Raw genomic sequence first — 17537 nt, 5'->3', positions numbered from 1 at the left:
AGCCGCACCCTCGACAAGGTCCGCGAGGGTCAGGCCTTTGGCGCAGTCAGCCTGCATCCCCAACCGCTGGCGGTAAGCAGATAGTTCATCTCACCGAGCTCATCGACGCAGCAACCCGCCAGCGGTTGGGGATGCAGGCTGACTGCGCCAAAGGCCTGACCCTCGCGGACCTTGTCGAGGGTGCGGCTCTCGTCATCGACCAGCAGGTTGAGTTCGATGGGGTGCTGTTTCAACAAGGGGGCAATGGCGGGCAAAAACCAAGTGGCCAGGCTGTCGGCGTTCACGGCGATGCTGATCCGGATTGGCCCTTGCGGCTCATCGGGAGCCAGCTCCCCCGCCAGTTCGAGCTCGAGCTGGTGTACCTGCCGATAGTGGGCCAGCAGTTTTTGGCCGAGTGGCGTGGCCTGCAGCGGTTGGCTGCGAATGAGTAGCGGCTCGGCAAACTGCTGCTCCAGCTGCTTGATCCGCTGGGAGATGGCCGACTGGGTGATATGGAGCGACTTGGCCGCCCGATCGAAGTTCTGCTCCTGCAGTACCGCATCCAGCGCCCGCAGCAGTTTGTAGTCCAGCTCTTTCATCTTCTCCCCCTTCCGTTGCCCAAGGGCTGACTCTACGTCACTCGGCAGGGGACAACAATGGGCGGCGGAAGGGGCGTTGCGCTGTGATATCTGACAGTGGTGGTCTGTCTTGTAAGGAAGGCATACTGCTAGAGACCGCAGGGGGCAGCCCTGCGGGGTCATAGCGATACAGCGATATGTTTATCCCGGGCCTGTTTTCCCGGGATTTTTTATATCTGGGCCGCTAACTCATGCGAGCGATAGGTGGCAGTTTGATAGTGTCCGATAAGCGGCTGCGAGACCGCCAGAGCAAATCGCTCATCCAGATAAAAGCGCAGGCCGACACCTTTCACTGCACCGAGATCTACTGCTTGGCGGTGGCCCAGACGAGCCATAGGGATTCCGAGACGGCGGAAAATGCGTTCTGCGGGCAGGCTGGCTACACCAACAAACTCTTTGATGCCGTTGGCTGTAGCAAACGCATAGGCTTCCCGAAGGAGTACGCAGGTCAGCTCGCTGACACCATTGGTCATGCACGGAGCGCGGGTCGCATCGATAGCCAGACGAGTGAGTTCCCAGATCTCGGGAGTGCGGGGCGCGTTTTCACCGGCAAGGGCGGTGGGAAAAATGCTGGGCAACATATAGGCGCTGGCGCAACTGAGCAGACGGATACAGGCGCAGACTCCTTGTTCATCTTCGACCAGCACCCAATGGGTGTCTGGTGTGTCAAAGCGGTCGCGTTCCAAACCGTGGTAAGACTCGACGTCCCAGCCTAGCCGGTCGGAAAAGACGCGATTTCGAAATTGATAGAGTTCGTTCTCTACGGCGTTTCGTGGGTGATCTCTCAATTTTCCTTTGAAAACCAACATTATGAACTCTCTCTCTGCCTGTTCGCCGTTATAATCAGAAGCTTGGCCAGGGGGGCTAGCATATGAAACAAGAGCAACTGTTTGAGTATCTGGAACATTTCACTTCGGTGACGGATGGTGACCGTCTTGCCGGATTGATCGGTCGCTTTACGGTCGATATGGGTTATGACTATTACGGCTTTACCCTGATCATTCCGATGTCGATGCAAAGACCCAAAGTGGTACTGTTTAATCAGTGCCCTATCTCCTGGGTACAGACCTATACCGATAACAACATGCTGGCGTGCGACCCTGTGATCCGGTTGGCACGCAAGCAGACGCTGCCCATTTACTGGAACCGCCTCGATGAGCGGGCCAGTTTTCTGCAGGAGGGAACCATGGACGTGATGGGGCTGGCCGCCGAGTTCGGATTGCGCAATGGCATCTCCTTCCCTCTGCACGGCGCAGCCGGGGAGAACGGTATCCTCTCCTTCATCACCTCCGAACGGGCCTCGAGCGATCTGTTGCTGGAGTCCTCGCCGATCCTCTCCTGGATGGCCAATTACATCTTCGAGGCTGCGATCAGGGTTGTGCGCCTGAGGGATTCGGATCAACAAGCCGTCCTGACGGATCGTGAGACCGAATGCCTGTTCTGGGCCAGTGAGGGGAAAACATCGGGGGAGATCGCCTGCATTTTGGGGATCACCGAGCGTACGGTGAATTACCACCTCAATCAGGTCACTCGCAAAACTGGCTCTATGAATCGTTATCAGGCCATTGCCAAGGGGATTAGCAGTGGCATTTTGCTGCCGAATCTTGAGCATGTAGTTGTCACCAACTTCCCCAAGCTGATGCAATAGAACCTGTTGATTCTCGGGGCTGAGCGGCGGACTCTCAATTGTCAGATCCTGCTATTGACTATTGGTTTCGGATGGGGCTTTTGGTGACTCCGGCTGATTAGCAAAATGAATCAATTAGTAAATCAATGAATTTCTAAGAAGGAACCGCCATCGCTATAGTGCCGCTCATTCATCATTTCGAACGGTGCTCTCCATGATGCTCGCAACGACACTGCAAGGCTTCACCATCGGTCTGGCCATGATCATCCCCATCGGCGCCCAGAATGCCTTTGTGCTGAGCCGGGGCATCCATCGCAATCACCATCTGCTGACGGCCACGCTCTGCAGTTTCTGCGATCTCACCCTGATTGCTATCGGCGTATTTGGCGGAGCCAATCTGCTGGCCGCCAGCCCCCTCGGCATGGCGCTACTCACTTGGGGTGGTGTGCTGTTTCTCGGCTGGTTTGGTGGCCGTTCCCTGCTCAGTGCCTGGCGCGGTAAAGGGGAGGGAGTTGCCGATTCTGCTCAGCAGATGGGGGCCAAAAGCGTGCTGGCGATGACGCTGGGAGTTACGCTGCTCAATCCTCACGTCTATCTCGATACATTGATGCTGCTCGGCTCCCTTGGCAGTCAGGTGAGCGAGTCCCTGCGTCCGGCCTTTGCTGCGGGGGCCATGCTGGCCTCGTTGGTGTGGTTCTACTCGCTGGCGTTGGGGGCGGCGGCACTGGCGCCCTGGTTGGCCCGCGGCCGGGTGCAGCAGGGGATCGATCTGCTGGTTGGCATCATCATGTTGAGCCTGGCTGTTCAACTGGCCATAGGACGTTGAGGAAGTTAAGGCGGCAGGAATGAGCGACCGGTAACAAAAAGATGCCACTCACATGAGTGGCATCTTTGCTATTGAAAGGGGTCAGACCCTGAACTGGGAGAGCAGGCGCTGCTGCAGCAGGCTGGCCTGATGGAGCGAGGAGGCGAGTTGCAGACACTCCTGCGCCTCCTGTTCGCCGGTTCTGGCTTGCAGACTGATGCCGGAGACCTTGTCAGAGGAGTGGCTCAGAGTGTGTGACAGTTGCCCGGTAGCCACGGCTACCTGCTGCACCATGTCGGCCAGCTGGTCGATGGCGCCTTCCACCTTGAACAGGATCTGCTTGGTGTTCTCGGAGTCCTGCATGCCAGACTCCACCGTCTTGAGGTTGCGTTGCATCATCAGATAGGCGGTTTCGGTCTGCTGCTGAATGCTGCTGATCACCTGGCTAATTTCGGCGCTTGATGTCGCCGTGCGATTGGCCAGGGTGCGCACCTCGTCCGCAACCACCGCAAAGCCACGTCCCATCTCCCCCGCGCGGGCCGCTTCGATGGCCGCATTGAGGGCCAGCAGGTTGGTCTGTTCCGAGATGCCGCTGATGGTGGAGATGATCTGGCCAATCTGACCCGCCTGCTCCTTGAGGGAGTTGATGGCGATGGCACACTCGCTCACCTCCTGTACCACCCGTTGCATGCCCGCGCTGGCGGAGGCGACATACTGGCTGCTCTCGGTGGTCAGCTGGCGCACCTCGTTGGCATTGTGGGCCGCCATGCTGCAGTTGTCCGAGATACCTGTGGCGACTTGCACCATCTGTTCACTGTCGTGGTGCAGGGCCAGCGCATGTTCGGCGGTCTGGCGGCTGCTCTGGCTGATTGCCTCCACCCGGTTGACCGAGGTGTGAACGTGCTCGCTGATGTGCTGGTTGTTGTCCATGGTGGAGCTGATCATCTTCTGCAGTTTCTCGATGAAACGATCCACGCTGTTGGCCAGCGAGCCTATCTCGTCATCCCGTTGCAGGTTGATGCGGGCGTTGAGGTCTCCCTCGCCGGCGGCGATATCCTGCATTCGTTTGTCTACTTGCAGCAGTGGGGTTACCAGTTTGCGGGTCAGCCAGAAGCCGCAGAGGGTGACCATGATCAGGCTCAGCAACAGGCCACCCAGCAGCAGGGTTCGGGTCTGGCTGATGATGCCGTTGAGCTGGGCCACCTGATCCTCGACGGTGGCATCGCCGCTCTCCTCGATGGCAACCAGCTGTTGTCGCAGCTCATCGGCACTGACCTCATAGGCGGACTGCTGGGCCTGATAGCTGCCGAGCGCATCGACCCACTGTCCCATCAGTTGCTGATGCCGGGCCAACAGGGCGCGATACTCTGCCGACAGTGTCTTGCCGGCAAATTCCCCGGTTCCCTCGATATCGAACAGCCCGGTGCCGAGCATGCTGTCGATCGCTTCGTGGTAGAAATCGGTCGCCTCTTTCAACTCGGCCTTGATCGCCTCTGTGACTCCTTGTCTGCGCATCTTCTCCAGCGCATAGAGTTGGCGCAAAAAGCCTATGTTGGATTCCATCCCCCCGTCGGCCGCTTCCCAACGGGTGGAGAGGCCGCTGTTCCAACTGATGGTCTGGTCGGGGGATTGGGTCAGCGCCTCGACCGCGCCATCGCCGATCACCTCCAGCTGGGTCGAGAGGCGGGCCATCAGGTCGGCGTTGTGATGCAGGGCCTGATCCACCTCGGTATAGGCGTGATAGAGCGCCAGCAGCTTCTCTTGTTGCTGTTGATAGTCCTGCTTGTGCTGTTCCATGGTGGCAAGGGCTGCACCATCAATGAGCTGCCCCTGGCTGACCCGGGCCAGCGCGTCATCTGTCGCCGCCTTGGCTGCATCGAGTTCGGCGCGATTGAGCGGGGTGCCGTTTTGCATCTTCTGAATCTGTAGCTGTTGATTGCCCAGCTCTATGGAGCCCTCCATGGCACCGTCGGCGGTCTGCCAGGCGGCGCCCAGTACGTAGGAGAGCAGATTGGCTAGCCGCTGGCTGCCATACCAGCCAACGACCCCCATGCCCAGCGTACAGCCGAGCAATATGGCAAGACCCAGATTGGCGGTGGTAACAATTTTCATGTGATGGCCTTCCTTGGTATCGACATTGGCACCAGTTTCGGTTCCGAACGGGTTTAGTGTAGTGGTTTATCCCCCGCTCGGGGGCCGGTGCGGCGCTGAAACATCCCGTGCACTGGCTGCACCCGATCAAGCATGGTGGAAAATTGGATAAAAAGCCTCTCTGACCACAAGGGTGTTGCTGCCCTATGCTGGATACTTATCCAGTTATTCTTTATGCTATGAGCCAATTTACGAATAGTTGTATTGGTGAGGAGAGAGCCGTGATTGGTCGCTTGAGAGGCATTGTCATTGAAAAGCAGCCCCCCGAGGTCCTGCTGGAAGTGGGCGGGGTTGGCTATGAGGTGCAGATGCCGATGAGCTGCTTCTATGATTTGCCGGAGATCGGCAAGGAAGCGACCATCCATACTCACTTCGTGGTGCGGGAAGATGCCCAGTTGCTCTATGGTTTCAACCACAAACAGGAGCGGGCACTGTTCCGCGAGCTGATCAAGACCAACGGAGTCGGCCCCAAGCTGGCGCTGGCTATTCTCTCCGGCATGACAGCTACCCAGTTTGTGCTGAGTGTCGAACGTGAAGAGATAAGCTCTTTGGTCAAACTGCCGGGAGTCGGCAAGAAGACCGCCGAGCGGCTGGTGGTGGAGATGAAGGATCGCCTCAAGGGGTGGGTCAGTCACGACCTCTTCTCCCCGGCCATGGTCACCCTGCCAGCCAGTGAGCCCGAATTGCGGGCACCGGATGTGACCGAGGAGGCGGCCAGTGCGCTGGTGGCCCTCGGTTACAAGCCGCAGCAGGCGAGTCAGATTGTCAGCAAGATCGCCAAAGAGGGGATGTCGGTGGAAGATATCATCCGTGAATCCCTGCGTAGCCTGGTATGAGGTAGTTGATGATTGAAGCAGACCGCCTCATTTCGGCCAGTGCTGCCCGTGAGGATGACATTATTGACCGGGCTATCCGCCCCAAGAAGCTGGCTGACTACACCGGTCAGGATACCGTCTGCGAGCAGATGGAGATCTTTATCGAAGCGGCCCGTCAGCGGGGAGAAGCGCTCGATCACCTGCTGATCTTCGGCCCGCCGGGTCTGGGCAAGACAACCCTCGCCAACATCGTCGCCAACGAGATGGGGGTCAATATCAAGACCACCTCCGGCCCGGTGCTGGAGAAAGCGGGGGATCTGGCGGCGCTGCTCACCAACCTCGAACCGAACGATGTGCTGTTCATCGACGAGATCCATCGCCTCAGCCCGGTGGTGGAAGAGGTGCTCTATCCGGCGATGGAGGATTACCAGCTCGACATCATGATCGGGGAGGGACCCGCAGCTCGCTCCATCAAGCTGGATCTGCCTCCCTTCACCCTGATTGGCGCCACCACTCGGGCTGGTTCACTCACCAGCCCGCTGCGGGATCGCTTCGGTATCGTCCAGCGGCTGGAGTTCTACAACGTCAAGGACCTGACCGATATCGTCTCCCGCAGTGCCCGTTGTCTGGGGCTAGACATGACGGAAGATGGTGCCATTGAGGTCGCCCGTCGCTCTCGCGGCACGCCGCGGATTGCTAACCGTTTGTTAAGGCGGGTGCGCGACTTTGCCCAGGTGAAATCCGATGGCCGGATCGACGGCCCCATTGCTGCTCGCGCCATGGACATGCTGGATGTCGATAATGAAGGCTTCGACTTCATGGACCGCAAGTTATTGTTGGCTGTCATAGACAAGTTTATGGGGGGCCCGGTGGGTCTCGATAATCTGGCCGCCGCGATCGGGGAAGAGAAAGATACTATCGAAGATGTGCTGGAGCCTTATCTGATCCAGCAAGGGTATCTGCAACGTACACCCAGAGGACGGATTGCGACCACACGAGCCTACGCTCATTTCGGTCTTCAGCGACCAGATGAGAAGTAAAAACAGTCGTTTGAACATGAAACCGCCGTCAAAGGCGGTTTTTTATTATCCGGGCAAAAAAAAGCCCACGGCGGATGCGGTGGGCAAAGACAATTCAGGATGGATGTTCACAGACAGTGAGTGCGTCTGGACACAGACCGGAAAATAAACAGGTGAGCCGTCGCGAGCTCTCAGAGTCGGTTCAGTTGATAGAGCTGAACAAAGGAAAGCTTGTAGTAACGGATGGTTTTAGCAACAAACTTTTTCATCTTCGATTCCAATAGACAGGTTCAAATTGATCGTCGAATACGTACCGTGAACCCGGATTAACCGGCCTGTATCCAAGGGTATGCCCTCACTGCGAGGCGCATTGTAGGAGTTCGAATCGACCCCGGCAAACAAGAAAAATTGCACTCTTCAAATTAGTTTATCTAATGTCTTTGTTGATGAAATTGGTTCGCATGAGTATGCATTCTTTGCAATTTTAAATTGAGTTTTCGAATCAGATTGCCTGACTCGGATAACATGGAAAAAGGCGCGTCATTCACGCTTTTCAAATTAAACCGAGTGGCGGGATGTTAAATTCTTAAATTGATTTAAATCAATGTTTTACGCTTTATCGTGTTTTGTGATCTGGCTCGCGTCAATAATCGTGAAATAGATTAAAAATGCCTTTCAAAGCCATGTATTGCGGGTCCTTTTACATTGATTTCAATCAAATAAAGGTGATATAAAAACCCGGTCATCATGGGCGAGAATAAATTCAGGCTGATTGTTTTGGAATTGTTAAACATTAGCTTTATTTGTGTTCTCGTATTGCCTTGTTGTTAATGCCAGTGGTTACTGAACGCGTTTTGTTGTGACACGTCCCAATAAGGCTCATTCGATAACCTCCAACGGAAGCTTTGTGCTTAAAACTTAAAATAGCCGTGCCAATAATCGGTGAGGAAACATCATGATTGCTGAGCATGTGGTAGACCTATCGCGGTTCCAGTTCGCTGCGACGGCCCTTTATCACTTTTTGTTTGTACCCCTGACGCTGGGAATGGCCTTTCTCCTGGCGATCATGGAATCCGTCTATGTGATGACCAACAACACCATCTACCGGGACATGACCAAATTCTGGGGTAAGTTGTTTGGTATCAACTTTGCCTTGGGGGTCACCACAGGTCTGGCCATGGAGTTCCAGTTCGGGACGAACTGGGCTTACTACTCCCATTATGTCGGCGATATCTTCGGGGCCCCGCTGGCTATCGAAGGGCTGATGGCCTTCTTCCTGGAGTCCACCTTCGTCGGTATGTTCTTCTTTGGTTGGGATCGTCTGAGCAAGCATCAGCATCTGGCTGCCACCTGGTTGATGGCGCTGGGTACCAATCTCTCCGCCCTCTGGATCCTGGTCGCCAACGGCTGGATGCAGAACCCGGTCGGTGCCGAGTTCAATTTCGAATCCATGCGGATGGAGATGATGAGCTTCGCTGACGTGGTGCTCAACCCGGTTGCCCAGGTCAAGTTCGTCCACACTGTGGCGGCTGGTTATACCTGTGGCGCCATGTTTGTGCTGGGTATCTCCTCCTACTACCTGCTGAAGAATCGTGATGTGGCGTTTGCCCGTCGCTCCTTCGCCATTGCTGCTGCGTTCGGTATGGCTTCCATCGTGTCCGTGCTGATCCTCGGTGACGAATCCGGTTACGAGACCGGTGAAGTGCAGAAGGTGAAACTGGCCGCTATCGAAGCTGAGTGGGAGACTGAACCTGCTCCGGCCGCCTTTACCTTGTTCGGTATTCCGAATCAGGAAGAGATGCGCACCGACTACGCCATCAAGATCCCCTATGCACTGGGCATTATCGCGACCCGTTCTCTGGACGGTCAGGTAACCGGTCTGAAGGATCTGAAGAGCGAGCACGAACTGCGCGTCCGCAACGGTATGACCGCTTACGACCTGCTGACCAAGTTGCAATCCGGTGACAAGTCTGACGAGACCCGCGCTCGTTTCGACGAAGTGAAGCAGGATCTTGGCTACGGTCTGCTGCTCAAGCGCTACACCAGCAACGTGACCGATGCTACCGATGAGCAGATTAAGGCCGCCGTGGATGACTCCATCCCGCAGGTTCTGCCGCTGTTCTTCGCCTTCCGCATCATGGTTGCCGTCGGCATGCTGATGCTGGTGCTGATTGGTATAGCCTTCTATGACAGTGCCCGTCACCAGATCGGCAAGCGCAAGTGGCTGCTCAAGGGTCTGCTGTGGGGTATCCCGCTGCCGTGGATCGCGATCGAAGCTGGCTGGTTTGTCGCTGAGTATGGCCGCCAACCGTGGACCATTGCAGAGGTGTTGCCGACTTCCCTCTCTGCATCCAACCTGCCTGCAGCCGAGATCTGGTTCTCTCTGATCGGTATCTGCCTGTTCTATACCGTACTTCTGGTTATCGAGATGTACCTGATGTTCAAGTATGCCCGTCTTGGCCCCAGCAGCCTGAAGACTGGCAAGTATCACTTTGAACAGATCAAGGCATAAGGAGAGCGACCATGTTTGATTACGAAACTCTGCGTGTCATCTGGTGGGCTCTGGTCGGCGTACTGCTGATCGGTTTTGCCATCACTGACGGCTTCGACATGGGGGTAGGCGCACTGCTCCCGTTCGTCGGCAAGAAAGATGTCGAGCGCCGCGTGATGCTCAACACCATGGGGCCGCACTGGGAAGGTAACCAGGTTTGGCTGGTCACTGCCGGTGGCGCCTTGTTCGCCGCCTGGCCGATGGTGTATGCCGCAACCTTCTCCGGCTTCTACATCGCCATGATCCTGACTCTGATGGCGCTGTTCCTGCGTCCGGTCGGTTTCAAGTACCGCTCCCTGCGTGCTGATGCCAAATGGCGCAGCAACTGGGACTGGGCCTTGTTCGCCGGTAGTGCCGTGCCGCCCATCGTCTTTGGCGTAGCCTTTGGCAACCTGCTGCAAGGCGTTCCGTTCGAGTTTAACCAGTTCATGATGTTGACCTATCACGGCAACTTCTTTGGCCTGCTTAACCCGTTCGGCATTCTGGCTGGTCTGGTGAGCCTGTTCATGCTGCTCACCCAGGGCGCAACCTGGTTGATGATGAAGACCGACGGTGAAGTGCTGGCGCGTTCCCGCACGGCTGCCATGATCTGCTCACTGCTTACCTTGGTGCTGTTTGCTGCCGCGGGTTGGTGGGTAAGCGGTATGGAAGGGTATGTCATCGTCAAAGCTGCCGCGACTGACGCGGTATCCAACCCGATGAACAAGGAAGTTGTCCTGCAGGCTGGTGCCTGGATGAACAACTACACCCTCTATCCGTGGATGGTGGCTGCCCCTGTACTGGGCCTGGCCATGAGCCTGCTGACTGCGCTGTTTGCCCGCATGAACATCGGCTGGCTGGCGTTTACCAGCTCCTCGCTGGCGATTGCCGGGGTCATCCTCACTGCCGGTTTCTCCATGTTCCCGTTCGTGATGCCCTCAAGCCTTGAGCCGTCACTGAGCCTGACCATGTGGGATGCTACCGCCTCTTTCAACACCTTGCAGGTGATGACTGTGGCTGCAGCGATCTTCGTACCGATTGTGCTGGGTTACACCATCTGGACTTACATCAAGATGTTTGGCCGGGTAACCAACAAGCACATCGAAGATAACCAACAATCTCTCTATTAAGAGGTGCGCTGACAATGTGGTATTTCACCTGGATCCTGGGACTGTTGCTGGCCTGTGCATTTGGCATCATCAATGCGCTGTGGCTGGAACACACCGAGAACATGGATCGTCAGATCGATGAAAACAAGTGATCGACTCGCCAGGCTGGCCGCTCCACTGGAGCGGCAGCCGTGGCAGGGGTTGATGTTACTCGCGGCGGCCTTGTTGGCCGTCGCTATTTTACAGGCCCCCAATCTGATCGCGGCCAACACCAGCGAGCATGGTCTCTGGCTTGCTCCCTGGCTGATGTGGGCCGTCTGTTGTGGCGTACTTAACGGGCTTGGCTTTCATCTGAAAAGCCTGCCCGGACGTGTGCTGTTCAACCCCTGGCTCGCCTGGCCCAGTTTGTTGTATGGCCTCTGGCTGACACATTCATATTTCCTTTCATAAAAAACGGGGGGAGGCAGGATTTCCCTGTCTCCCCCTGCTTCTTTCCTATTCAGCCCTGCGCTATGATAGCCCCCCATCTGACTGTCGAATGGATCACAGATTGTTATGGGGGAAGTCTTTGAGTTTCCGGTGCGTGTCTACTACGAAGACACCGACGCCGGGGGCATCGTCTACAACGCCAATTATCTCAAGTTTATGGAACGTGCTCGCACCGAGTTTCTTCGTGCCAAAGGGGTCGAACAGGACGTCTGGCTGCAGGAGGGATATGCCTTCGTGGTGAGCCGAACTGAGATCGATTTCCGCTCGGCGGCCCGTTTTAATGAACTATTGAATGTATTAACGCAAGTGATTGAAGTGAAACGCGCATCCCTGCGCTTTTCGCAGCAGATCCTGGCGGCTGATGGACGACTGATCACCCAGGCCATGGTACAGATAGCCTGTGTCAGTCATCCGCAAATGAAACCTGTAGCTATACCTGAAAAAATCAAGGGAGTGCTGTTAAGTGCACGCTGAAATTTCGTTTATTGGCCTGTTTTGGCAAGCCAGCCTGTTGGTAAAACTGGTCATGATGACCCTGATGAGCATGTCTATTGTCTCGTGGGCGCTGATTATCCAGCGTTCAAAGGCGATCAAGGCGGCCAATCTCGCATCGGAACAGTTTGAAGATCGCTTCTGGTCAGGGGTCGATCTCAATCGCCTCTATCAGGAGTCCTCTTCCCGCCGCGATGATATCGAAGGCATGGAAGATATCTTCTACTCCGGCTTCAAGGAGTATGCCCGCTTGCTCAAGGCCGGTGCCCGTGGTCAGGATGCGGTGATGGATGGTACCTACCGCGCCATGCGCGTCTCCCTCTCCCGCGCGGTGGATGATCTGGAATCCAATCTGCCGGTGCTGGCGACCATCGGCTCCATCAGCCCCTATATCGGTCTGTTCGGTACCGTATGGGGGATCATGAACGCCTTTATCGCCCTGGGTCAGGTGCAGCAGGCCACCCTGCAGATGGTGGCTCCGGGTATCGCGGAAGCGCTGATCGCTACCGCCATGGGTCTGTTTGCCGCTATCCCGGCGGTTATCTTCTACAACCGCTTCTCCAACAAGGTCGAGCGGCTGGAGAACGCCTACGCCAACTTCATGGACGAGTTCACTACCATTCTGAACCGTCAAATTGCACAGCAGCAGGGTGATCAGTAATGCAAACCTATCAGCGGATCCGGCGCAAGAAGGTGGCCGAGATCAACGTGGTTCCCTATATCGACGTCATGCTGGTGCTGCTTATCATCTTTATGGCGGTCACGCCGGTGATCACGCAAGGGGTCAAGGTGGATCTGCCACAGGCTGAGTCCGAGCAGTTGCCGGAAGATGCCAAGCCGCCCTTCATCGTCAGCGTCAATACCGAAGGCGAGTATGTCATCAAGGCTGGCGAAGCCGATGACGAGCCGGTGCCAAGTGGCACGCCAGAGGCGATGCAACAATACATCACCGAAAAAGCCATGGGCTATCTGGCGATCAACCAGAATGCCCCCGTGGTGGTCGCGGGTGACAAGGCCGTGCGCTACGAAGAGGTGATCCTGTTGATGGTGGCCCTCAAGAAAGCGGGTGTGCCTCAGGTTGGCCTGATGACAGATCCGGTGAACTAACGGAGATGGATGTGAAGCGTGGTATTTCCGGTTATCTCATCGCGTCGTTTCTGCTGCACCTGATCATCGGCATCATCCTGTTTGTCGGGCTCGATTTCAGCAAACCGAAACGACCCGAATCGCAGGGAGTCATCCAAGCTGTCATGCTCGATGAGAACTTCCTCAACGAACAGGCCAAGCAGATCCAGCAGCAGAAATCTCAGCCCAAGCCTCAAAAGGTAGAGAAAGAGAAGGATAAGGAAGACACGGATCTCGCCAAGCGCGAGCTGGCTCAGAAACAGGAGCAGCTTCGCATCGCCGAGACCAAGCGCAAGCAGGCCGAAGAGGCGACTCGCAAGGCCGAGGCCGAGAAGCAGAAGAAGGTTGCCGAGCAGAAGCAGGCGGAAGAGAAGGCCCAAAAAGCCGAGGAAGCCCGCAAGCTGGAAGAGCAGAAGGCCAAGAAGGCCGAAGCCGAGCGTAAAGCGGCGGAAGCCGAGAGCAAGGCGTTGGCGCTGAAGAAGAAAAAGGAACAAGAGAAGAAAGAGGCCGAAGAGAAGGCCAAGGCGGCAGAAGCCAAGGCCAAGAAAGCGGAAGCTGACAAGAAGGCCAAAGCCGAAGCCGAGAAGAAAGCCAAGGCAGAAGCAGAGAAAAAAGCCAAAGCCGAGGCCGAGAAGAAGGCCAAAGCCGAGGCCGAGAAGAAGGCCAAGGCTGAGGCTGAGAAAAAGGCAAAAGCTGACGCAGAGAAGAAAGCCAAGGCAGAGGCCGAAAAGCAGGCCAAGATCGCGGCTGAGCGCAAGCGTAAAGCCGCCGAGCAGGCCAAGCTGCAAAAAGAGATGGAAGAGATGATGCAGCAGCAGCTGTCGGCTGAGGCCAATGCCCGCAGTCAGGCGGCATCGGCTGCAGCCCAGGGCGAAGTCGACAAATATGCGGCGCTCATCAAGGCCACTGTTGAGCGGTATATGATTTTGGATCCCACCATGCGGGGCAAAACATGTACTATCGGCGTACGTCTTGCGAGCAGTGGCTTTGTCATATCGGTAGATAACGGCCAGGGTGACCCGGCGGTTTGTCGTTCCGGTAAGGCGGCTGTTCTGAAAGCCAATCAACTGCCTGTGCCCAAGGATCCTGCGGCATTCGAGATGTTGAAGGAATTTAACCTGAAGTTAGAACCGAGTATCTAAGCGTGATAAAACGAGGTTGCTTGCCTCCGGTTGGCAACCTCTCGCCGAGAAAGGAATTTAACCTCTCATCTATATTGGAACCGAGTATTTAAGCCATGATCAGAAAAGTATTTTTTGCTTTGGTTGGCTGTTTGTTGCTGGGCCAGAGTGCCCAGGCGGCCTTGGACATCGTCATCACCGGCGGTATTGATAGCGCACGCCCCATCGCCGTTGCTCCCTTCAAGTGGGAAGGCAACGGACAGTTGCCGCAGGACATCGCGGAAGTGGTCTCCAACGACCTGATGCGTAGCGGCAAGTTCAAGCCGCTGGCCCGTGGCCAGATGCCGCAAACCCCGAGCAGCAGCAGCGAGATCAACTTCGCTCCCTGGGCCTCCCAAGGGGTTGAAGCCGTGGTGGTGGGTTCCATTTCGGCAGTCGGTGACGGCACTTACAAGGTTAACTTCGAGCTGGTCGATGTGCTGAAAGGCCAGCTGGCCAAGGCGCAAGGTGGCGAGAGCAACGGTTACATCCTGGATAGCCGTATGGCGACCATCCCGGGTGCCCAGATGCGCCAGTTTGCCCACCGTATCTCAGATATCGTCTATGAGCGTCTGACTGGCGAGCGCGGTGCCTTCCTGACCCGTCTGGCTTACGTCTCCGTACAGCAGGGTACCCAGTTCCCTTACCAGCTGCGTATTTCTGATTACGACGGTTACAACGAGAAGACCCTGCTGCGCTCCCGCGAGCCCTTGATGTCTCCGGCCTGGTCGCCGGATGGCAGCAAGCTGGCTTATGTGAGCTTCGAGAACCAGAAGTCCGAAATCTATGTGCAGGATATCTACACTCAGCAGCGCAGCCTGATCACCAGTTTCCGCGGTATCAACGGGGCGCCGGAGTGGTCTCCGGATGGTCGTCGTCTGGCTATCGTTCTCTCCAAAGATGGTTCACCGAACCTCTATGTGGTTGATGTCGCTAGCAAGCAGCTGACCCGCGTCACTACCAGCCGTGTGATCGACACTGAACCCTCCTGGATGCCGGATGGGCAAAATTTGTTGTTCACCTCTGAACGTGGTGGCAAACCCCAGATTTATAGCGTAAATTTGGCGACTGGTATGACTCGCCGGATGACTTGGGAAGGTGAATCCAACCAGGGTGCATCCATCACTCCTGATGGCAAAATCATGGTGATGGTGACCCGTGTTCAGGGACAGTATCGTATTGCCCGTCAGGACATGGAAAACAATGCCCTGTTGGTCCTTACCCAGAGTGCTCTGGATGAGTCGCCAAGTGTGGCTCCCAATGGCAGCATGATCATTTATGCCACCATCTATCAGGGTCGTAAGAGTCTCGCATTGGTGTCGACTGATGGTCGCTTCAAGGCTGTGCTTCCGACCAGTAGCGGTGAAATTCGTGCACCAGCTTGGTCGCCCTTCTTGAATTGATAAAAATCCAATTGTTTTTTGTTTTGTTATAAAGGTTTAAGGAAATAGCATGCAACTCAATAAACTGCTCAAGGGTTTGGCCATCGCACTGCCACTGTTCACCCTGGCCGCTTGTAGTTCTTCTTCTGATTCCGACGCCGCTGGCGCTGAATCAGGTATGACCGACGGCATGGGCGGTGTACAAACCGGCGGCGCCAACGGCATGTTGTCCCCGGAAGAGCAGATGCGTCAGAAGTTCGAAGCACTGCAGCGTGACAACGTGATCTACTTCCCGTTCGACGGTTACGATATTCAGGGTCAGTACGCTGATCTGCTGGATGCCCACGCCAGCTACCTGCGCGAGCGCCCGAGCGTGAAAGTCCTGATCGAAGGTCACGCCGATGAGCGCGGTACTCCGGAGTACAACATCGCCTTGGGCGAGCGTCGTGCCAAGGCTGTTGCCAAGTATCTGCAAACCCTGGGTGTGCAGGCTGAGCAGCTCTCCATCGTCAGCTATGGCGAAGAGAAGCCGCTGGATCTGTCCCACACCGAGGATGCCTTTGCCAAAAACCGCCGCGCGGTTCTGGTTTACTAAGGTTTAAACCGAACGAAGTTCGTTTATATGCAAGCGGCCATTTCGATGGCCGTTTTATTTGCACTAAACGCCAAGGTTTGATCCGAATGAAATCTGTATATGCGAGCGACGATGGCGCTGGCCGTTTTATCTGTACTAAACGCTAAGGTTTGATCCGAATGAAATCTGTGTACAAGCAAGCTGTCGTTGCGCTGGCCGTAATGGTTGCTCTGAATGCGCAAGCTGCGGCACCGGTCAGCGATCTGGGCGGTGACTCAAGTGGTGGGGTTGTCCTTAGCGGCAACAACGGCGCCATCGTGCCCACCGGTAGCCTGGAAGATCGGGTTGCCCTGCTGGAGCGCACCCTCAATGCCCGTCTGCGACTGCAAGCTGAATTGCAGCAACAGGTCGACTCCCTGCAAGGGGAGGTTTCCGAGCTGCGTGGTCAGCTGGAGCAGCAGACCTACCAGATGGAACAGTCGCAAGAGCGCCAGCGTCAGCTCTACCAGGAGCTCGACAAGGTTGCCAGCAGCCAGCAGGCTGCTCCAGCCGCCCCGGCCCCTGCTGCTGCCACACCGGCTGCTGCCGCCAATTACTCAACCAATCAGGATGAGAACCAGGCCTACGACGCAGCGGTCAACATGGTGCTCAAAGAGAAGAACTACGACAAAGCCATTCCGGCTTTCCAGGGCTTCATCAAGCAGTACCCCAATTCGGGCTATGTTCCCAATGCACACTACTGGCTCGGCCAGTTGCTGTTCAACAAGGGTGACAGAGCCGGTGCCTCGGCCCAGTTTTCGACCGTGGCCAACAAATACAGCAAATCCCCCAAGCGAGCCGATGCGCTGCTGAAGCTGGGTATGCTGGCGCAGCTGGATGGCAAGAAGGCGGAAGCCAAATCCTTCTATGAGCAGGTGATCAAGGGCTATCCCAACACCTCGCCAGCCCAGTTGGCCAAACAGAGTCTGGCCAAGCTGTAACATTGCTGTATGTCACTGTTTTCGTAACGCTACTGTAAAAACAGCCTGCATTTGTACGCACAGTGAGCAAACGGATTTAAATTACGAATTTTCTGTTGCACCGGAAATTTAAATCCGTAATATAGGCCGCCGTCAGAGCCGAAGCAGTAATGCAGTCGGAACTGGTCGTGGTGAGGGTCGTTAGCTCAGTCGGTAGAGCAGTTGACTTTTAATCAATTGGTCGCTGGTTCGAATCCAGCACGACCCACCATTTTCTCCACTCGGTGGAGACAGAATTCCCAGGTCGTTTAGCTCAGCTGGGAGAGCACCTCCCTTACAAGGAGGGGGTCACTGGTTCGATCCCAGTAACGACCACCAGTTTGTAAAAAATGATTTAGATGGGTCGTTAGCTCAGTCGGTAGAGCAGTTGACTTTTAATCAATTGGTCGCTGGTTCGAATCCAGCACGACCCACCATCATTTCAAGAATCCCAGGTCGTTTAGCTCAGCTGGGAGAGCACCTCCCTTACAAGGAGGGGGTCACTGGTTCGATCCCAGTAACGACCACCATATTTGCAGTAAAAAGTTTAAAAAAATGATTTAGATGGGTCGTTAGCTCAGTCGGTAGAGCAGTTGACTTTTAATCAATTGGTCGCTGGTTCGAATCCAGCACGACCCACCATC

Annotated in this window: 17 protein-coding genes, 5 tRNA genes and 1 pseudogene; 20 read left to right on the top strand and 3 right to left on the bottom strand. The window is 55.9% G+C overall.

The window, feature by feature from the left end; genetic code table 11:
* Positions 1-62: 62 nt before the first annotated feature.
* Together DBR30_RS21460 and DBR30_RS00725 are read right to left on the bottom strand one after the other, a co-directional pair.
* Positions 63-578: pseudogene (locus tag DBR30_RS21460) on the bottom strand (ArgP/LysG family DNA-binding transcriptional regulator); the annotation flags it as partial.
* 209 nt (positions 579-787) lie between these two features.
* Positions 788-1426 carry an acyl-homoserine-lactone synthase gene (locus DBR30_RS00725; protein ID WP_021231751.1) on the bottom strand — a complete coding sequence of 213 codons (639 nt, stop codon included), beginning with the start codon at positions 1424-1426 and terminating at the stop codon, positions 788-790.
* 62 nt (positions 1427-1488) lie between these two features.
* Between DBR30_RS00725 and DBR30_RS00720 the strand changes: the two genes are divergently transcribed.
* Complete coding sequence (locus DBR30_RS00720) at positions 1489-2265, top strand: LuxR family transcriptional regulator (protein WP_108541265.1); 777 nt, start codon at positions 1489-1491, stop codon at positions 2263-2265.
* Positions 2266-2461: 196 nt separating this feature from the next.
* Positions 2462-3070, top strand: a complete 609-nt coding sequence (gene lysE, locus DBR30_RS00715) for an L-lysine exporter (RefSeq protein WP_108541268.1) — start codon at positions 2462-2464, stop codon at positions 3068-3070.
* An 81-nt stretch (positions 3071-3151) separates the two neighbouring features.
* Here lysE and DBR30_RS00710 read toward each other — a convergent pair whose 3' ends face one another.
* Positions 3152-5161 carry a methyl-accepting chemotaxis protein gene (locus DBR30_RS00710; protein WP_108588148.1) on the bottom strand — a complete coding sequence of 670 codons (2010 nt, stop codon included), beginning with the start codon at positions 5159-5161 and terminating at the stop codon, positions 3152-3154.
* A 260-nt stretch (positions 5162-5421) separates the two neighbouring features.
* Here DBR30_RS00710 and ruvA point away from each other — a divergent pair, with 260 nt between their 5' ends.
* The 18 genes from ruvA to DBR30_RS00620 all read left to right on the top strand — a co-directional run bounded on the left by ruvA (position 5422) and on the right by DBR30_RS00620 (position 17535).
* On the top strand, positions 5422-6036 hold the full coding sequence (gene ruvA, locus DBR30_RS00705) for a Holliday junction branch migration protein RuvA (RefSeq protein WP_005335746.1): 615 nt from the start codon (positions 5422-5424) through the stop codon (positions 6034-6036).
* Between the two features lie 8 nt (positions 6037-6044).
* The gene (ruvB, locus tag DBR30_RS00700; RefSeq protein WP_005335744.1) at positions 6045-7055 is read left to right on the top strand and encodes a Holliday junction branch migration DNA helicase RuvB; all 1011 of its coding nucleotides are present in this window, start codon (positions 6045-6047) and stop codon (positions 7053-7055) included.
* 934 nt (positions 7056-7989) lie between these two features.
* A complete protein-coding gene (locus tag DBR30_RS00695) occupies positions 7990-9546 on the top strand; it encodes a cytochrome ubiquinol oxidase subunit I (RefSeq protein ID WP_108539634.1) in 1557 nt (518 codons plus the stop codon).
* A gap of 11 nt (positions 9547-9557) precedes the next feature.
* A complete protein-coding gene (cydB, locus tag DBR30_RS00690) occupies positions 9558-10694 on the top strand; it encodes a cytochrome d ubiquinol oxidase subunit II (RefSeq protein WP_005335741.1) in 1137 nt (378 codons plus the stop codon).
* Between the two features lie 14 nt (positions 10695-10708).
* On the top strand, positions 10709-10825 hold the full coding sequence (gene cydX / locus DBR30_RS00685) for a cytochrome bd-I oxidase subunit CydX (protein ID WP_005304933.1): 117 nt from the start codon (positions 10709-10711) through the stop codon (positions 10823-10825).
* The gene (locus DBR30_RS00680) at positions 10812-11123 is read left to right on the top strand and encodes a cyd operon YbgE family protein (protein ID WP_041202810.1); all 312 of its coding nucleotides are present in this window, start codon (positions 10812-10814) and stop codon (positions 11121-11123) included. Before cydX ends, DBR30_RS00680 begins: the two co-directional genes overlap by 14 nt.
* Positions 11124-11228: 105 nt before the next feature.
* Positions 11229-11636: a tol-pal system-associated acyl-CoA thioesterase gene (gene ybgC, locus DBR30_RS00675; protein WP_005335737.1), complete on the top strand. Its 408-nt coding sequence runs from the start codon at positions 11229-11231 to the stop codon at positions 11634-11636.
* Complete coding sequence (gene tolQ / locus DBR30_RS00670) at positions 11626-12315, top strand: protein TolQ (RefSeq protein WP_005335735.1); 690 nt, start codon at positions 11626-11628, stop codon at positions 12313-12315. Before ybgC ends, tolQ begins: the two co-directional genes overlap by 11 nt.
* Positions 12315-12761 carry a protein TolR gene (gene tolR, locus DBR30_RS00665; RefSeq protein ID WP_005354757.1) on the top strand — a complete coding sequence of 149 codons (447 nt, stop codon included), beginning with the start codon at positions 12315-12317 and terminating at the stop codon, positions 12759-12761. Before tolQ ends, tolR begins: the two co-directional genes overlap by 1 nt.
* Positions 12762-12766: 5 nt before the next feature.
* Positions 12767-13921: a cell envelope integrity protein TolA gene (gene tolA / locus DBR30_RS00660; RefSeq protein WP_108539631.1), complete on the top strand. Its 1155-nt coding sequence runs from the start codon at positions 12767-12769 to the stop codon at positions 13919-13921.
* 95 nt (positions 13922-14016) lie between these two features.
* Positions 14017-15342: a Tol-Pal system beta propeller repeat protein TolB gene (gene tolB, locus DBR30_RS00655; RefSeq protein ID WP_005335728.1), complete on the top strand. Its 1326-nt coding sequence runs from the start codon at positions 14017-14019 to the stop codon at positions 15340-15342.
* A gap of 49 nt (positions 15343-15391) precedes the next feature.
* Positions 15392-15916, top strand: coding sequence for a peptidoglycan-associated lipoprotein Pal (gene pal, locus DBR30_RS00650; protein ID WP_005313284.1), 525 nt, complete (start codon positions 15392-15394; stop codon positions 15914-15916).
* Positions 15917-16074: 158 nt separating this feature from the next.
* Positions 16075-16875, top strand: coding sequence for a tol-pal system protein YbgF (ybgF, locus tag DBR30_RS00645; protein WP_064339412.1), 801 nt, complete (start codon positions 16075-16077; stop codon positions 16873-16875).
* Positions 16876-17049: 174 nt separating this feature from the next.
* Positions 17050-17125: transfer RNA gene (locus DBR30_RS00640), tRNA-Lys, on the top strand.
* A gap of 31 nt (positions 17126-17156) precedes the next feature.
* A tRNA-Val gene (locus DBR30_RS00635) sits at positions 17157-17232 on the top strand.
* Between the two features lie 22 nt (positions 17233-17254).
* Positions 17255-17330 (top strand) — tRNA-Lys (locus DBR30_RS00630).
* Positions 17331-17347: 17 nt separating this feature from the next.
* Positions 17348-17423, top strand: a tRNA-Val gene (locus DBR30_RS00625).
* Between the two features lie 36 nt (positions 17424-17459).
* Positions 17460-17535, top strand: a tRNA-Lys gene (locus DBR30_RS00620).
* Positions 17536-17537 lie beyond the last annotated feature (2 nt).

It is taken from the genome of Aeromonas sp. HMWF017 (assembly GCF_003061465.1).
GTDB lineage: Bacteria > Pseudomonadota > Gammaproteobacteria > Enterobacterales > Aeromonadaceae > Aeromonas > Aeromonas veronii.
This window is presented reverse-complemented; position numbering and strand designations above follow the sequence as displayed.

What these genes read in the sequence shown, in the direction of transcription:
- DBR30_RS00725 (WP_021231751.1), bottom strand. Translation starts at nt 1,426, where the DNA reads ATGTTGGTTTTCAAAGGAAAATTGAGAGATCACCCACGAAACGCCGTA.
- DBR30_RS00720 (WP_108541265.1), top strand. Translation starts at nt 1,489, where the DNA reads ATGAAACAAGAGCAACTGTTTGAGTATCTGGAACATTTCACTTCGGTG.
- lysE (WP_108541268.1), top strand. Translation starts at nt 2,462, where the DNA reads ATGCTCGCAACGACACTGCAAGGCTTCACCATCGGTCTGGCCATGATC.
- DBR30_RS00710 (WP_108588148.1), bottom strand. Translation starts at nt 5,161, where the DNA reads ATGAAAATTGTTACCACCGCCAATCTGGGTCTTGCCATATTGCTCGGC.
- ruvB (WP_005335744.1), top strand. Translation starts at nt 6,045, where the DNA reads ATGATTGAAGCAGACCGCCTCATTTCGGCCAGTGCTGCCCGTGAGGAT.
- DBR30_RS00695 (WP_108539634.1), top strand. Translation starts at nt 7,990, where the DNA reads ATGATTGCTGAGCATGTGGTAGACCTATCGCGGTTCCAGTTCGCTGCG.
- cydB (WP_005335741.1), top strand. Translation starts at nt 9,558, where the DNA reads ATGTTTGATTACGAAACTCTGCGTGTCATCTGGTGGGCTCTGGTCGGC.
- cydX (WP_005304933.1), top strand. Translation starts at nt 10,709, where the DNA reads ATGTGGTATTTCACCTGGATCCTGGGACTGTTGCTGGCCTGTGCATTT.
- DBR30_RS00680 (WP_041202810.1), top strand. Translation starts at nt 10,812, where the DNA reads ATGAAAACAAGTGATCGACTCGCCAGGCTGGCCGCTCCACTGGAGCGG.
- ybgC (WP_005335737.1), top strand. Translation starts at nt 11,229, where the DNA reads ATGGGGGAAGTCTTTGAGTTTCCGGTGCGTGTCTACTACGAAGACACC.
- tolR (WP_005354757.1), top strand. Translation starts at nt 12,315, where the DNA reads ATGCAAACCTATCAGCGGATCCGGCGCAAGAAGGTGGCCGAGATCAAC.
- tolA (WP_108539631.1), top strand. Translation starts at nt 12,767, where the DNA reads ATGGATGTGAAGCGTGGTATTTCCGGTTATCTCATCGCGTCGTTTCTG.
- tolB (WP_005335728.1), top strand. Translation starts at nt 14,017, where the DNA reads ATGATCAGAAAAGTATTTTTTGCTTTGGTTGGCTGTTTGTTGCTGGGC.
- pal (WP_005313284.1), top strand. Translation starts at nt 15,392, where the DNA reads ATGCAACTCAATAAACTGCTCAAGGGTTTGGCCATCGCACTGCCACTG.
- ybgF (WP_064339412.1), top strand. Translation starts at nt 16,075, where the DNA reads ATGAAATCTGTGTACAAGCAAGCTGTCGTTGCGCTGGCCGTAATGGTT.